Genomic DNA, 14,863 nt, shown 5'->3' with positions numbered 1-14,863 from the left:
GCGGGCCGACCACGCCGGCAAGCGCTTCAAAAGAAAACGGGCGCCGCAGCGCCCGTTTTTGCTTTCCGGCCGATGTCGGCCATGTGCGTCATGCGTCGTCCGCATCGGCACCGTCTGACCCTTCCGCGCCGAGCAGCCCTGCCGCCGTATCGCCCGGCAGTGCCTCGACCTGCTTCAGCTTGCGGTTCATCACGCGCGTGCGCTGCTCGGCGGCCTCGATCGAACGCGTGACCGTTTCGAGCTGCGACTTCGTGCGCGCAAGCACGTCGCCGAACTTGCCGAACTCCGTCTTCACCGCGCCGAGCACCTGCCACACCTCGCTCGACCGTTGCTCGATCGCGAGCGTACGGAAGCCCATCTGCAGGCTGTTCAACAGTGCGGTAAGCGTCGTCGGGCCGGCAACCGTCACGCGATAGTCGCGCTGCAGCAGGTCGGTCAGCCCCGGGCGACGCAGGATCTCCGCATAGAGCCCTTCGGTCGGCAGGAACAGCAGCGCGAAATCGGTCGTGTGCGGCGGCGCGACGTACTTCTCGGCGATCGTGCGCGCCTCCAGCCGCACGCGTGCTTCGAGCGCGCGGGCCGCTTCCTCGACCGCCACCGCATCGGCACGCTCCTGCGCGTCGATCAGCCGCTCGTAGTCTTCGCGCGGAAATTTTGCGTCGATCGGCAGCCACACGGGCGGCGCGTCGCGCGTGCCGGCCTCGCGCCCCGGCAGCCGGATCGCGAACTCGACGCGCTCGCTGCTCTTCGGCACGGTCGCAACGTTCTTCGCGTACTGCTCGGGCGTCAGCATCTGCTCGAGCAGCGCCTCGAGCTGCACTTCACCCCAGGTGCCGCGCGTCTTCACGTTGGTCAGCACTTTCTTCAAGTCGCCGACACCCGCCGCGAGCGTCTGCATCTCGCCGAGCCCGCGATGCACCTGCTCGAGCCGGTCCGACACGAGCTTGAACGATTCGCCGAGCCGGTGCTCGAGCGTCGCGTGCAGTTTCTCGTCGACGGTGCGGCGCATCTCCTCGAGCTTCGCCGCGTTGTTCGTCTCGATTTCCTTCAGCCGCTGTTCGAGCGTCGCGCGCACCTCGCCGATCCGGCGGTCGTTCGCCTCGGTCAGTTGCGTGAGCTGGCGGTTCAACGTGTCGCCGAACAGCCTGAGCGCGCCCGTCTGCTCCTCGCGCGCCTGCTGCGCCTGGCGCTGCACGCTCTCGCGCATCGCGTCGAACTGCTGCGCATTGCCGGCGACGAGCTTGCCGAGCTGCTGCGCAAAACCTTCGATCTGGTTGTTCTGTACGGTCGCCACGCTCGTCAGCTGCGCGGCGAGCGTCTGTTGAAGCTGCGCGAAACTGCCGGCCAGCTCGGTGCGCGAGCCGCGCGCGTTCTCGACGATCTCGCCGCGCAATTCGCGTTCGAGCCGCTCGACCGCGCGCGCCTGCGCATGCGCGGCGTCCTCGATCTGGTCACCCAGTACTGCCGCATCGTCGTGGCGGCCACCGCCACGCACGAGCGCGACGATCGCCACCGCAAGCGCGACGGCCAGCACGACGACCGCCGCAAGCAACAACGTCATTGTCATGCGCGCGGCTTCCCGATCACGTCAGGGTTGATCGGATTCGGCGGCTGCCCGGCGCGCGGCCCTTCGCCCAGCGCGGCAATCAGATTGTCGGCGGCGAGGTTCGCCATCGCGCGGCGCGTTTTCTCGGTCGCGCTCGCGATATGCGGCGTCAGCACGACGTTCGGCACTTCGAGCAGCGCCGGATGGACGGTCGGCTCGCCTTCGTACACGTCGAGGCCGGCCGCGGCGATCGTCCCGTCGCGCAGCGCGACGGCCAGCGCCGCGTCGTCGACGATCCCGCCACGTGCGATGTTGGTGAGCGTCGCGGTGGGCTTCATCTTCGCGAGCTCGGCCGCGCCGATCGTGTGATGGTTCTCCTTCGTGTACGGCAGCACGAGCACGACGTGATCGGCACGCGCAAGCAGCGCATCCTTCGACACGTATTCGGCATTCAGCTCGGCCTCGATCTCGGGCGCGACGCGCGACCGGTTGTGATAGATCACCTGCATCCCGAAGCCGCGCGCGCGACGCGCGAGCGCCTGGCCGATGCGCCCCATCCCGATGACGCCGAGCGTCGAGCCGTAAATGTCGCTGCCGAGGAAACCGTCGTACGCCCACTTTTGCCAGTGGCCGGCCCGCAGCCAGTGCTCGGATTCGGCGATCCGGCGTGCTGCGGCCATCATCAGCGCCCAGCCGAAATCGGCAGTCGACTCGTTCAGTACGTCGGGCGTGTTGGTGCCGAGCACGTTCGCCGCGTTGAACGCGGCCATGTCGAAATTGTTGTAGCCGACCGCCATGTTCGCCACGACGCGCAGGCGCGGCGCCGCCGCGAGCTCGGCCGCGCCGACCAGGTCCCCTGCCGTCAGCGCGCCGTCCTTGTCGGCCAGACGCGCGGCGAGCGCGTCGGGAGCGAGTGCGTCGCCGTTGTGCCAGTCGACATCGAAATACTGCTTGAGCCGCTCGATCACGTCCGGAAAGATCGGACGCGCGACCAGGATCTTCTGCATCGCCATCTCCGCATGCCGCGGACGGATCGCAGCACGCCATGCGCCGCCGGGACCGCCCGCTCTAGGTTGAAAATCGTCAGCTTACGCCGTGAAGAAGATCCACGACGTCAGCAGGAATACCGGTATCAGCACGACCAGCGCCCAGCCGAGATACGCGAAGAAGCTCGGCATCTTCACGCCGCGCGATTCGGCGATCGCCTTCACCATGAAGTTCGGCGCGTTGCCGATATAGCTGTTCGCGCCCATGAACACCGCGCCCGCGGAAATCGCGGCGAGCGTCGACGCGCCGGTCGTCATCAGCGACTGCGCATCGCCACCCGCGAGGTTGAAGAACACGAGATAGGTCGGCGCGTTGTCGAGGAACGACGACAGGATGCCCGTCGCCCAGAAGTACATCGCGTCGATCGGCTTGCCGTCCGGCCCCGTGACGAGATGGACGATCTGCGCGAATGCGCCGTCGGCACCGGCGCGCAGGATCACGATCACCGGTGCGATCGTCACGAAGATCCCCGCGAACAGCTTCGCGACTTCCTCGATCGGCGCCCAGTTGAACGCGTTGCCCTCGCGCGCGGAGCGCGGCGTCAGCGCGAGCGACGCGAGCGTGACGCCCACGAGCGCGACGTCGCGTACGAGGTTCTGCAGCGCGACGTGCGTGCCCCACACGTCGAACGTGATGCCCGGCTTCCATACGCCGCTCATCAGCACCAGGCCGATCACGGCTACGAGCAGCACGAAATTGATCTTGCCGTCGATCGACAGCCTGTCGTTGTCGGGCGTCGGGTCGAGCACGGCCGGCCGCTCCTCGCCGCCCTTCCGGTAGAAGTACGTATCGAGCATGAAGAACAGCGTCAGCAGCACGACGCAGATGAACAGCATCGGCAGTGCAAGATGCGTGGTCGTCCAGAAGAAGCTCACGCCATTCAGGAAACCGAGGAACAGCGGCGGATCGCCGAGCGGCGACAGCGAGCCGCCCGCGTTCGCGACGAGGAAGATGAAGAAGATCACGACGTGCACGACATGCTTGCGGTTGTCGTTGGCGCGCAGCAGCGGCCGGATCAGCAGCATCGCAGCGCCCGTCGTGCCCATCACGCTCGCGAGCAGCGTGCCGAGCGCGAGGATCGCGGTGTTCAGCTTCGGCGTGCCGTGCAGGTTGCCGTTCACGCAGATGCCGCCCGCGACCGTATAGAGCGCGGTGAGCAGCACGATGAAGGGGATGTATTCCTCGAGCAGTGCATGCACGAGCGTGCCGAACGCGGTGCCCGCGCCGAACGCGAACGCGAACGGGATCAGGAACAGGGCCGCCCACCCGGCCGCAATCTTGCCGAAGTGGTGATGCCAGAACACGGGGGCGACGAGCGGGAACAGTGCGATGGACAGCAGGATCCCGGCGAACGGGATACCCCAGAGTGCAGACAGCGTGGCACCGTCGAGCGTTGCGGCCGATGCAAGCGCGGGAACGGCGCCAAGCGCGATCCCCGACGCCATGCCCGCCCAGGCGGCATGTCGTTTCATGCAGAACTTCCTTGTTCGAGTGGTAGTGGATGCAGCGGGCGCGTCATGCGCCCCGTACGACGATCACGTGTACGCGGTACGGGCCGTGCGCGCCCAGTACGATGGTCTGCTCGATATCGCCCGTGCGCGACGGGCCCGACACGAAATTGACCGCGCGCGGCAATTCGCCGCGCTCCGAGCGGATCAGCGCAAATGCGTCTTCATGACCGGCGACGATCCGCGACGCGGGAACGATTGCGATGTGGGTTTCCGGCAGCAGGCCGGCCGATGCATAGGTGTCGGGGCCGGACAGCAGCACCAGCGAGCCCGTTTCGGCGGTCGCGCAAAAACAGCCGGTGAGGCCGACCAGATCGCCGTCGCGCGGCTTGCGGCATTCGACCGACAGGCCTGCGCCCGCCCAGTCGAAATCGGCGAGCGTGCGCCACGCAACGGCCTGCGTCGGCAGGCCCTGAGCGGAAAGGTAGCGCGCCGCGGCGGCCGGTACCTCGGCAAGTGTCGCGACTTCGTCGACGGTTGTCGACAGGCGCGCCGCTTCGTCGACGAATGCCGCGACGAGATCGGCCGGCGCCGGCGGGCGCGGGCCTTCCGGATGACGGGCAAGATAGTCGGCAACGCCTTCGCGCTCAGCCGCATCGGGTTCGGCCGCACGCCCCTGCGCCGCGCGGATGCGCGCGAGGATCTGGCGACGGGCAGCGGAAGTGTCCATGAACGGTCCTCGTGACGTTGGCGGGCGATACGTCGGATTATACCGGCCGACCTCGCCGCCACGCAGTTTTGGCCGTTCGGCCGACGCTTACTTCGACGCGTCTTCCTCGACCGGCTGCGCGATGCCGAACACCTGGCGCAGGTATGCGAGATACGCCTTGTCGTCGCACATGCTCTTGCCCGGCGAATCCGACAGTTTCGCGACCGGCTGGCCGTTGCAGCGGACCATCTTGATCACGATCTGCAGCGGCACGTAGCCGAGATCGTTGGTGAGGTTCGTGCCGACACCGAACGCGAGCTTGCAGCGGCCGCGGAACCGTTCGTACAACTGCATGACCTTCGGGATGTCGAGCGCGTCCGAGAACACGAGCACCTTGGTCCGCGGGTCGCAACGGTTCGACTCGTAATGGCGCAGCATCCGCTCGCCCCATTCGAACGGATCGCCCGAATCGTGGCGCGCGCCGTCGAACAGCTTGCAGAAGTACATGTCGAAGTCGTTCAGGAATGCATCCATCCCGTAGACGTCCGATAGCGCGATCCCGAGGTCGCCGCGGTATTCCTTCGCCCACATCTCGAAGCCGTAGATCTGCGAATCGCGCAGCCGCGGGCCGAGCGCCTGGCACGCCTGCAGGTACTCGTGCGCCATCGTGCCGAGCGGCGTGATGCCGTGCTTCATCGCATAAAGCACGTTGCTCGTGCCCGCGAACTGCGGGCCGAGGCCGTCGCGCAGGGTGAGCGCGACTTCCTCGTGCCAGACCTTCGAGAAGCGCCGGCGCGTGCCGTAGTCGGCGATCTTGCAGTCGGCGAACTCGGGCTTCGCACCGAGCAGCTTGATTTTCTCGCACAGCCGTTCGCGGCCTTCGCGATAGTCGGGCTCGCGCTGCGTGTTGCGGAAATACACTTCGTTGACGATCGCGAGCACCGGGATCTCGAACAGGATCGTGTGCAGCCACGGCCCGATGATCTCGATGTCGATTTCGCCGTTGCCCTTCGGCGACGGCGTGATCGAGATGTACTTCTCGTTCAGGTGGAACAGCGCGAGGAAATCGACGAAATCGCTTTTGATGAAGCGCATCCGCCGCAGGTAGTCGAGTTCGACGTCGGAAAAACGCAGCGCGCACAGGCCGCGCACCTCGTCGCGGATCTCGTCGATGTACGGCACGAGATCGACGCCGGGCGTGCGGCAGCGGAAACGGTATTCGACGCTTGCAGCGGGGAAGTGATGCAGGACGACCTGCATCATCGTGAACTTGTAGAGATCCGTGTCGAGCAGCGAAGTGATGATCATGATTTACGGCACCGCCAATATCGTGACAGGGCCCCGGCGCACCGCGCGCCGCCCGGTCTGTCGGCCATGTTACCCGAATGCGGGCCCGACCATCGTGAAACCGCCGGCCGCCCGGCGCCGGCCGCCCCGCCGCCCTGCCGGCGTTCGGTACGCGCGCCCGTTGGTGCATCCCCTCGGCGGCCCCCTGCGCGGGCCCCATAAACTAATCACGAAACGATATAAGCCGGATAGCCGACCACGCCATGCGGGTTTTGCGCTTCAGTTACAATGCCGGTTTTGGCGCAAACGCCACCCCATATATACCGCCAAGCAGGAGCGTTTTAATGACTCACGTTGTGACCGAAGGCTGCATCAAGTGCAAATACACGGACTGCGTGGATGTGTGCCCGGTGGATTGCTTCCGTGAAGGTCCCAACTTTCTCGCCATCGATCCGGACGAGTGCATCGACTGCGCCGTGTGCGTCGCCGAGTGCCCGACCAATGCGATCTATGCCGAAGAAGACGTTCCGGGCGACCAGCAGCAGTTCACCGCGCTGAACGCCGAGCTGGCGAAGGACTGGCCGTCGATCACGAAGACCAAGCCGGCACCGGCCGACGCGGACGAGTGGAAGGACGTGCAGGACAAGCTGCACCTGCTCGAGCGCTGATCGCGCGGCGGCCGCAGAAATTTTTTGTGCGCCGCGGCTCAAAAGTGTTGACGACCTGATCAACGCCCCATATAATCTCGTTTCTCTGCTGTTGTTGTTTGTTCCCCGATAGCTCAGTCGGTAGAGCGCCGGACTGTTAATCCGTAGGTCCCTGGTTCGAGCCCAGGTCGGGGAGCCAAAAACGCAAAGGCCCGTTGAAAGTGGACGGGCTTTTTGCTGGTAGACAAACAAGCATGCAGATGTACCGATTTATTCCCCGATAGCTCAGTCGGTAGAGCGCCGGACTGTTAATCCGTAGGTCCCTGGTTCGAGCCCAGGTCGGGGAGCCAAATAGCGAAAGGCCCGTCAATCGACGGGCCTTTTGTTTTTCCGGCCCGCCTTGACGCTTTCATCGTCCGGTCGCGCGCATGCTAGAGTCTCTGTCCCGCATTCGCATCCGGTTCCGTCGATGAAGCACCGTCTCCTCCGCTCAGCCCCCTTCGCCCTCCTGCTTTCCGCATTCGCCGCGGCACCGCTCGCGCACGCGGAGGAAGTCGGCAGCGTCAACACCCATTTCCGCGTCACCGGCTCCGATCGCGTGGTCGTCGAGGCGTATGACGATCCGGTCGTGAACGGCGTGACCTGCTACGTGTCGCGCGCCCGCACCGGCGGGATCAAGGGCACGCTCGGCGTCGCCGAGGATCCGAGCGAAGCGTCGATCGCATGCCGGCAGGTCGGCCCGATCAGCTTCAAGGAGCCGCTCAAGCAGCAGACCGACGTGTTCAGCGAGCGCATGTCGTTCATCTTCAAGACCCTGCACGTCGTGCGCGTGGTCGACGCGAAGCGCAACACGATCGTCTACCTGACCTACAGCGACCGCATCGTCAGCGGCAGCCCGAAGAACGCCGTCACCGCCGTACCGATGCCGGCTGGCACGACGATTCCGGTCAAGTAAAGCCTGCGCCTGCCGGGCGCGCGAGCGATACACTGTCGGTTCGACCGCTTCCGCGCCCGATCATGTCCGCCACCCGCCTTCCAGACTCCGCACGCTACTGGCGCACGCCGCTGCTGCCGGATGCGGATCTCGTCACGGCCACCTATCGCGACCACACGTTCGCGCCCCACTGGCACGATGCGTACACGATCCCCGTGATTCTCGAAGGCGCGGAACGCTTCACCTATCGCGGCAGCGGCTATGTCGCCGAAACCGGCTCCGTGCCCGTCATCAATCCCGGTGAGGTGCATACGGGTTCGCGCGCGGCCGACGAGGGCTGGTGCTATCGCGTCAGCTACATGCCGGTCGAATTCATCCGCGAACTCACCAGCGCGATCGCCGGCCGCCCGCAGGACGCGCCGTGGTTTGCGCCCGACGTGATTCGCGATGCCGATCTCGCAGCCAGGCTCGCGCTGGCGCACCGGATGATGGAGGCCGGCAGCGAGCACTCCCTGCCGTCGCAGCCGCACGGGCAGCCGGCTGACTATCCGATGACGGGCGTACCGCGCATCTACGATCCGCTCGCCGCCGAAACGGCGATGCTGGATGCGTTGTCGACGCTGATCGTGCGCCATGCCGACGCACTGCCGCGACCCGCGCCGCTCGCAGCGGACGAACCGCGCGTCGACGCGATGCGCGAGTGCCTCGCCGCCGATCTCATGTGCACGGTCACGCTGGACGAAGTCGCACAGGCGGCCGGCCTGTCGCCGTTCCATGCAGCGCGCCTGTTCACCCGCACGACCGGCATGCCGCCGCACGCGTGGCGCAACCAGTTGCGCTTGCAGCGTGCGCTGGCGCCGCTGCGCGCGGGCGTGCCCGTCGCCGACGTCGCGGCGGCCAGCGGTTTCGTCGACCAAAGCCACTTCACCCGGCATTTCAAACGCATGTTCGGCGTGCCGCCCGGGCGCTGGCAGGCGAGCTGACGCGCAGCGTCCGGCCCATCGCCGCGATACCGCCGGCACCGCTGCCTCCCGCAAGCGCAAGAACATACAAGCCGGCACACCCCCTGCCCGCTATCCTCCAGTTCATGGAGGAGCACCCTTTGAACCCGACACCCGCATCGCCTGCCCGCCGCCCATTGAACGAATGGCTCGACGGCGCACGCGACACGATCCCGATGATGATCGGCGCCGCCCCGTTCGGCGTGATTTTCGGCACGCTCGTTGGCGGCGGCCCGCTCGCCGCGTGGCATGGTGCGCTGATGTCGCTCGCCGTGTTCGCGGGCTCCGCGCAGTTCATCGCGCTCGGCCTGATCGCGGGCAGTGCGAGCTTCGTCGTCGTGCTCGCGACCACGCTGATCGTGAACCTGCGTCACCTGCTGTACAGCGCAACGCTCGCACCCTATGTCGCCCACCTGCCGCTGCGCTGGCGTGCGACGCTCGGCGCACTGATGACCGACGAGGTGTTCGCGGTCGCCTATGCGCACTACCGGCATTTCCCGCCGGGCGCGATCGGCCCCCACTACTTCTTCGGCTCGGGGCTCGCGATGTACCTGAACTGGCAGGTCTGGACGCTCGCGGGGATCGGCTTCGGCGCGGCCTTCCCGGGCCTGCAGTCGCTCGGTCTCGATTTCGCGATGGCGGCGACCTTCATTGCGATCGTCGTCCCGCAACTCGGCACGCTGCGCTATTTCGCGGCGGCCGTGACGGCCGGCACGCTCGCGTACTTCTGGCAGGGCTGGCCGTACAAGCTCGGGCTGCTCGGCGCAGTCGCCGCCGGCGTCGCGATCGGCGTCGCGCTCACGCTGCTGCACGAACGCACGCGCGCCGGCTCACGCACGGAGGCTGCATCGTGAGCTACGCGCTGCTGATTCTCGGGATGGCCGTCATCACCTACGCGATCCGCTCGACGCTGTTCCTGTTCGGCGAACGGCTGACCTTCCCGCCCCTCGTGCGGACCGCGCTCGGCTTCGTGCCCGTCACCGTGCTGACCGCGATCATCGTGCCGATGGCCGTCTCGCCGCACGGCGGCACGGCCGAGCTGACCTGGCGCAATCCGCAGCTCGTCGGCGCGCTCGCTGCCGTGCTCGTGTCGGCCGCCACCCGCCGCCCGCTCGTGACGATCGCGGCGGGGCTCGCGGTGTTCTTTTTCTGGCAAGGGGTCGTGCTGCCCCACTGGCTGCCCGCCTGAGTACACGCTCGGTTGCGCGCGCTCAAGTTTCCGCCCGGTACGCCGATATAGGGAATGAAGACCCGCCACCGGCCTCGGCGCGCACCGGTCAGTCGACGCTGCGCCCGTCCCGGTGCGCCGTGCCGGCCATCGGCTTGCGCGGGCCGCCATCGAGACGATTCATGGGCCAGATCACCCTTTCCCTCAAGGACGACACGCTCGAGTCCCTGCGCAAGGACTACGACGCGTTCGTCCGCGTGTCGCTGAAACTCGACCCGCAGTTCGCGACGCCGTCGTTCGAGGATTTCCTGCGCGCCAAACTGCTCGACAACATGGTGCCGCTGACCGAGCACGCAGTGCAGCGGATGCTGCAGGGCGGTCAGTACGCGTGGGCAAAACGCACGCTCGACAAGGAATTTCCGGACGTCGTCGCGATCCTGATGCGACAGGCCGGCGAATTCGGCTTCGGCTTCGCGTCGCGCTCCGAATGGACCCCCGACGAACTCGCGAAGGCTTGCCGCGATTGGGCAAAAGCGATCGTCGCCGAAGCCCAGGGCGACCCATCGCTGATCGATCCGCTCGCTTCGCAGATCAAGGGGGCGGCGCAAGACATCCAGACGCTCGAGGAACTGATGCAGACGCCTGCGTGGCGGCTCGCGGAATCGCTGCGACAACGAGTCTACGAGGCCAAGCTCGCGTGCGAGATGAGCGTCGGCAGCACCGCGCGCGACAAGCTCGGCGAACTGCGCGGACTGCTGCGGCTCGGGCTCTCGCACGGCTCGTTCCAGAAGCAGGAAGCGCAGCAGATCATGGAGTACCTGCGGCTGCTGAAGCCGGAGATCTTCGTCGAGGAACCGTACGACGTCTTCGCCCGCCTCGCCGCGTGGCTGCGCAGCGTATTCACCCCGGCTGCCGCGCGGCCGGCGCAGGGCCAGGGACAAGGGCAAAGCCAACGGCGACCGTAACGGCACGCCCGATCGCATCGACACATGAAAGCGGCCCGATTCGCGCAATGCGAACCGGGCCGTGGGATGGCCACCGTCGCGACGCCCCCTCCGGGACGAGCGTCGCGCGGCGTCGGGCACCGCTTACTGCGTGGCGCCCTGGGCCGATGCACCGCCTTCCGCGCCGACCGACGCGCCGCCTTCGGTCGCTTCACCGGCCTTCGCCTTGGCCGAGCCGACATGGCTCTTGGCCGACTTCGCGGCATGCTTCGTGTGCTTCTTGGCCGAATGGACGGCCGACGACGCGGTATCCTTCGCGCCGTCGGCTGCCGCGCCGACCGCATCGGTTGCACCGCCAGCCGCGTTACCCGACGCATTCGCGCCCGCACTGCCCTGCATGCCGGCACCAGCGCCCGCAGCCGGCGTCTGCGCCTGTACGCCGGCACCGGCAGCGCCCTGTACCGCCGTGCCCGTCTGGGCAAATGCGGCCGAAGTGGCGAACGCCGTCAGCGCGGCACCGATCAGCATCGTACGAATCTTGGACATGGCAATTCTCCTCAGGAAGTTGTGAGCCCGAACCGCAGCGATGCGGTCCGTTGCGTTCCCGCCGCAACACGCAGCAGGTACGACAAAAGACCCGCGGCCGGCACGGCCGGTTCGCGAATCTCTCAGACTGTTACCCACCGTTTCATTTGCTGACGAATGGCTCACACTCCCTAACATCTGCCTCCGGCGGCCGGCCGCGCTCGCGCGCCGGCCCGCGGTGCCGTATGATGCGAGGCGATTCCTCCCGCGCATTGCGCACCCTCTTCGTCATGCCCAACCTGGATTTCACGCTGACCGGCGAATACGTCGAGCTGCACAACCTTCTCAAGATCACCGGCCTCGCGGACAGCGGCGGCACCGCGAAGCTGATCGTCGCGTCCGGCGCGGTGAAAGTCGACGGCGCGGTCGAGCTGCGCAAGACCTGCAAGATCCGCGCGGGCCAGGTCGTCCTGCTCGGCGACACGCGCATTGCCGTGCGCGAAGCCTAGGGCCGACGGTTCCCCCTGCCTGCGACATGGCCATCGGCGCGCGCGTTCGACACGGTTCGAATAAAGCCGTAAGCTAGCCGTCTCTCAAAATAAATACATATAGCGCGGGCCCGCACCCGCGCGAGCGCCCATTCCATGTCGCATTCCGGTCTTACGCGGACGGCCGCCGCGCCGCCGTCCCTGTCCAGTCACGCCGCCGATACCGCGCGCCTCGCCGCGCCGCTCGCGATCGCGCAGCTCTCGCAGATGGCGATGAGCGTCACCGATACCGTGCTGCTCGGCTCGCTCGGCCCCGATTCGCTCGCGGCGGGCGGGCTCGGCGCGAACTTCTTCTTCGTCATCGTGACCGTGCTGCAAGGCGTGCTGTCGTCCGTCAGCGTCAGCGTCGCGCACGCGCGCGGCGCCAAGGCCGACGAGCGCGTGCCCCACATCTACTGGACCGGTTTCGCGCTGTCCGTACTGCTCGCGATTCCGGCCATCATCGCGCTGTCGCTGTCCGAACCGATCCTGCTGATGTTCCACGAGCCGCCATTGCTCGCGCATCACGTCGGCGAATACACCGGCATCCTGCGCTTCGCCGCGCTCGGCAGCCTGATCGGCGTCGGGCTGATGCGCGCATTCCTGCCGGCGATCGGCGCGGCGCGCCGGCTGCTGTGGGTGTCGATCGGCGGCGTCGGCGTCAACGGCGTGCTGAACTACGGGCTGATCCACGGCGCGTTCGGGCTGCCGCGCCTCGGCTTCCTCGGTTCGGCGGTCGCAACGACGATCACGATCTGGCTTACCGCACTCGCACTGATCTGGCTGCTGCACGGCCGGCAACGCTTCCGTCATTTCGTCACGGCCGCGCGCCCGAAGCTGCCGATGATGGGCGAACTGATCGGCATCGGCTGGCCCGTTGCGATCACGTACGGCGTCGAATCGACGCTGTTCCTCGCGACCGGCCTGACGATCGGCGTGCTCGGCGCGACGTCGCTGGCCGCCCACCAGATCGCGCTGAACGTCGCGTCGGTGGCGTTCATGGTGCCGCTCGCGATCGGCCAGGCCGCCAACGTGCGGGTCGGTTACTGGGTCGGCGCAGGGGCGCCGGTCGCCGCGCGGCATGCGGGCTTCGTCGCACTCGGCCTCGGGGTCGCGTTCATGACGCTGTCGGGCATCGTGCTGATCGTCGCACCGCATGCGATCGTCGGCCTGTACCTGAACCTCGACGATCCGGCCAACGCGGCCACCGTGTCGCTCGCCGCGTCGCTGCTCGGCATCGCCGCGGTGTTCCAGATCGTCGACGGCGCGCAGACCGTTGCGTCGGGTGCGCTGCGCGGCCTGAAGGACACGCGCATCCCGATGCTCGCGGCGACCCTCGGCTACTGGGGCATCGGTTTTCCGACCGGCTACTGGTTCGCGTTCCACGTGGGCCTCGGTGCCCGCGGCCTCTGGTGGGGCCTCGCGGCCGGCCTCGCCAGCGTGGCCGTGCTGATGGCATGGCGCTTCCATCTGAAGAGCGCGTCGTTCGTGACGTCGCCGCACTGAGCGCGACAAGACGCGAAATCCGGGCCGGCGCTATGCTAGTCGGCTGAAGACATCAAGACGCCGCGCGAGCGGCGCGACTGCCTCACGATACGTCTGATTACGTCTGATGTCGCGCGACCACGCGCGGCCTTTCCCCTTTCCTGGAGGAGTGGATCATGAACGAAGCAGTTCGGATGGAACGCGATACGTTTGGCGAGATCGCCGTGCCGGCCGACCGGCTCTGGGGCGCGCAGACCGAGCGCTCGCTGCAGAATTTCCGGATCTCGACCGAGAAGCAGTCGCCCGAGCTGATCCACGCGCTCGCGATCGTCAAGCGCGCCGCAGCGGCCGTGAACCAGTCGCTCGGCGTGCTGGCCGACGACAAGGCGCGCGCGATCATCGACGCGGCCGACGAGATCATCGCCGGCAAGCATCCGCGTGAATTCCCGCTCGCCGTGTGGCAGACGGGCTCCGGCACGCAGACCAACATGAACCTCAACGAGGTGATCGCGAATCGCGCGAGCGAACTGATGGGCGGCGAGCGCGGCGAAGCGCGCAAGGTTCATCCGAACGACGACGTCAACCGCGGCCAGTCGTCGAACGACGTGTTCCCGACCGCGATGCACGTCGCGGCCGCGTACGCGATCGTCAACCACCTGCTGCCGGCGCTGCGTACGCTGCGCACGACACTCGACGCGAAGTCGAAGGCGTTCGCGGACATCGTGAAGATCGGCCGCACGCACCTGCAGGACGCGACGCCGCTCACGCTCGGCCAGGAGTTTTCCGGCTACGTCGCGCAGCTCGACCAGAGCATCCGTCACGTCGAATCTGCGCTGCCGCACCTGTACGAACTCGCGCTCGGCGGCACGGCGGTCGGCACGGGGCTGAACGCGCATCCGGAGTTCGCGGTGCGCGTCGCCGATGAAATCGGCCGGCTCGCGAAGCTGCCGTTCGTGACGGCGCCGAGCAAGTTCGAGGTGATGGCGGCCGCCGACGCGCTGGTGTTCGCGCACGGCGCGCTGAAGACGGTCGCAGCCGGCCTGATGAAGATCGCGAACGACGTTCGCTGGCTCGCGAGCGGGCCGCGCTGCGGGCTCGGCGAGCTGTCGATTCCCGAGAACGAGCCGGGCAGCTCGATCATGCCGGGCAAGGTGAACCCGACGCAGTCCGAAGCCGTGACGATGCTGTGCTGCCAGGTGTTCGGCAACGACGTCGCGGTCAACGTCGGCGGCGCGAGCGGCAATTTCGAGCTGAACGTGTTCCGGCCGATGATCGCGCACAACGTGCTGCAATCGGTGCGGCTGCTCGCCGATGGCGCACAGAGCTTCAACGATCACTGCGCGGTGGGCATCGAGCCGAACCGCTCGCGGATCGACCTGCTGCTGAACGAATCGCTGATGCTCGTGACGGCGCTCAATCCGCACATCGGCTACGACAAGTCGGCGCAGATCGCGAAGAAGGCGCACAAGGAAGGCACGACGCTGAAGGCGGCCGCGCTCGCGCTCGGCTACCTGACCGAGGCGGAATTCGATGCGTGGGTACGACCCGAACAGATGATCGGGTCGCAGTAACGGCAGGACGACGGGCGCGGCGCG

The 14,863-nt window shown here is 67.2% G+C and carries 15 protein-coding genes and 2 tRNA genes; 11 read left to right on the top strand and 6 right to left on the bottom strand.

Translation table 11 applies throughout. The features are described from left to right. Positions 1–88: 88 nt before the first annotated feature. The 5 genes from rmuC to pncB all read right to left on the bottom strand — a co-directional run bounded on the left by rmuC (position 89) and on the right by pncB (position 6,058). Complete coding sequence (rmuC, locus tag BCEP18194_RS11200; RefSeq protein ID WP_011351389.1) at positions 89–1,567, bottom strand: DNA recombination protein RmuC; 1,479 nt, start codon at positions 1,565–1,567, stop codon at positions 89–91. Next, positions 1,564–2,553, bottom strand: coding sequence for a 2-hydroxyacid dehydrogenase (locus BCEP18194_RS11195; protein WP_011351388.1), 990 nt, complete (start codon positions 2,551–2,553; stop codon positions 1,564–1,566). Before BCEP18194_RS11195 ends, rmuC begins: the two co-directional genes overlap by 4 nt. 81 nt (positions 2,554–2,634) lie before the next feature. After that, a complete protein-coding gene (locus BCEP18194_RS11190; RefSeq protein WP_011351387.1) occupies positions 2,635–4,065 on the bottom strand; it encodes a sodium:proton antiporter in 1,431 nt (476 codons plus the stop codon). Positions 4,066–4,108: 43 nt separating this feature from the next. Beyond that, the gene (locus tag BCEP18194_RS11185; RefSeq protein ID WP_011351386.1) at positions 4,109–4,771 is read right to left on the bottom strand and encodes a LutC/YkgG family protein; all 663 of its coding nucleotides are present in this window, start codon (positions 4,769–4,771) and stop codon (positions 4,109–4,111) included. A gap of 87 nt (positions 4,772–4,858) precedes the next feature. Beyond that, the gene (gene pncB / locus BCEP18194_RS11180; protein WP_011351385.1) at positions 4,859–6,058 is read right to left on the bottom strand and encodes a nicotinate phosphoribosyltransferase; all 1,200 of its coding nucleotides are present in this window, start codon (positions 6,056–6,058) and stop codon (positions 4,859–4,861) included. A 323-nt stretch (positions 6,059–6,381) separates the two neighbouring features. On the opposite strand from pncB, the gene fdxA reads away from it, so the two are divergent. From fdxA to BCEP18194_RS11140, 8 genes are all read left to right on the top strand, one after another. Next, the gene (gene fdxA / locus BCEP18194_RS11175; protein WP_011351384.1) at positions 6,382–6,705 is read left to right on the top strand and encodes a ferredoxin FdxA; all 324 of its coding nucleotides are present in this window, start codon (positions 6,382–6,384) and stop codon (positions 6,703–6,705) included. A 102-nt stretch (positions 6,706–6,807) separates the two neighbouring features. Further along, positions 6,808–6,883, top strand: a tRNA-Asn gene (locus BCEP18194_RS11170). 75 nt (positions 6,884–6,958) lie between these two features. Then, positions 6,959–7,034, top strand: a tRNA-Asn gene (locus tag BCEP18194_RS11165). Between the two features lie 119 nt (positions 7,035–7,153). Then, positions 7,154–7,639 (top strand): CreA family protein, encoded by a 486-nt coding sequence (locus BCEP18194_RS11160; RefSeq protein WP_011351383.1) that lies wholly within the window; start codon positions 7,154–7,156, stop codon positions 7,637–7,639. Positions 7,640–7,701: 62 nt separating this feature from the next. Further along, positions 7,702–8,601 carry an AraC family transcriptional regulator gene (locus BCEP18194_RS11155; RefSeq protein WP_011351382.1) on the top strand — a complete coding sequence of 300 codons (900 nt, stop codon included), beginning with the start codon at positions 7,702–7,704 and terminating at the stop codon, positions 8,599–8,601. Between the two features lie 104 nt (positions 8,602–8,705). Further along, positions 8,706–9,473, top strand: a complete 768-nt coding sequence (locus BCEP18194_RS11150) for an AzlC family ABC transporter permease (protein ID WP_011351381.1) — start codon at positions 8,706–8,708, stop codon at positions 9,471–9,473. Further along, on the top strand, positions 9,470–9,808 hold the full coding sequence (locus BCEP18194_RS11145; protein WP_011351380.1) for an AzlD domain-containing protein: 339 nt from the start codon (positions 9,470–9,472) through the stop codon (positions 9,806–9,808). The genes BCEP18194_RS11150 and BCEP18194_RS11145 overlap by 4 nt, the downstream gene beginning before the upstream one ends. A 161-nt stretch (positions 9,809–9,969) precedes the next feature. Then, positions 9,970–10,752, top strand: coding sequence for a DUF4088 family protein (locus BCEP18194_RS11140; RefSeq protein WP_011351379.1), 783 nt, complete (start codon positions 9,970–9,972; stop codon positions 10,750–10,752). 123 nt (positions 10,753–10,875) lie between these two features. On the opposite strand, the gene BCEP18194_RS11135 is transcribed toward BCEP18194_RS11140, so the two are convergent. Further along, a complete protein-coding gene (locus tag BCEP18194_RS11135) occupies positions 10,876–11,277 on the bottom strand; it encodes a hypothetical protein (RefSeq protein WP_041492780.1) in 402 nt (133 codons plus the stop codon). Between the two features lie 269 nt (positions 11,278–11,546). On the opposite strand from BCEP18194_RS11135, the gene BCEP18194_RS11130 reads away from it, so the two are divergent. The 3 genes from BCEP18194_RS11130 to fumC all read left to right on the top strand — a co-directional run bounded on the left by BCEP18194_RS11130 (position 11,547) and on the right by fumC (position 14,839). Then, positions 11,547–11,765 carry an RNA-binding S4 domain-containing protein gene (locus BCEP18194_RS11130; protein ID WP_006486208.1) on the top strand — a complete coding sequence of 73 codons (219 nt, stop codon included), beginning with the start codon at positions 11,547–11,549 and terminating at the stop codon, positions 11,763–11,765. Between the two features lie 135 nt (positions 11,766–11,900). Further along, positions 11,901–13,289: a multidrug efflux MATE transporter NorM gene (gene norM / locus BCEP18194_RS11125; protein WP_011351377.1), complete on the top strand. Its 1,389-nt coding sequence runs from the start codon at positions 11,901–11,903 to the stop codon at positions 13,287–13,289. 155 nt (positions 13,290–13,444) lie between these two features. Beyond that, positions 13,445–14,839: a class II fumarate hydratase gene (gene fumC, locus BCEP18194_RS11120; RefSeq protein WP_011351376.1), complete on the top strand. Its 1,395-nt coding sequence runs from the start codon at positions 13,445–13,447 to the stop codon at positions 14,837–14,839. The last annotated feature ends 24 nt before the right edge of the window (positions 14,840–14,863 follow it).

The sequence above is a fragment of the Burkholderia lata genome (assembly GCF_000012945.1).
Lineage (GTDB): Bacteria > Pseudomonadota > Gammaproteobacteria > Burkholderiales > Burkholderiaceae > Burkholderia > Burkholderia lata.
This window is presented reverse-complemented; position numbering and strand designations above follow the sequence as displayed.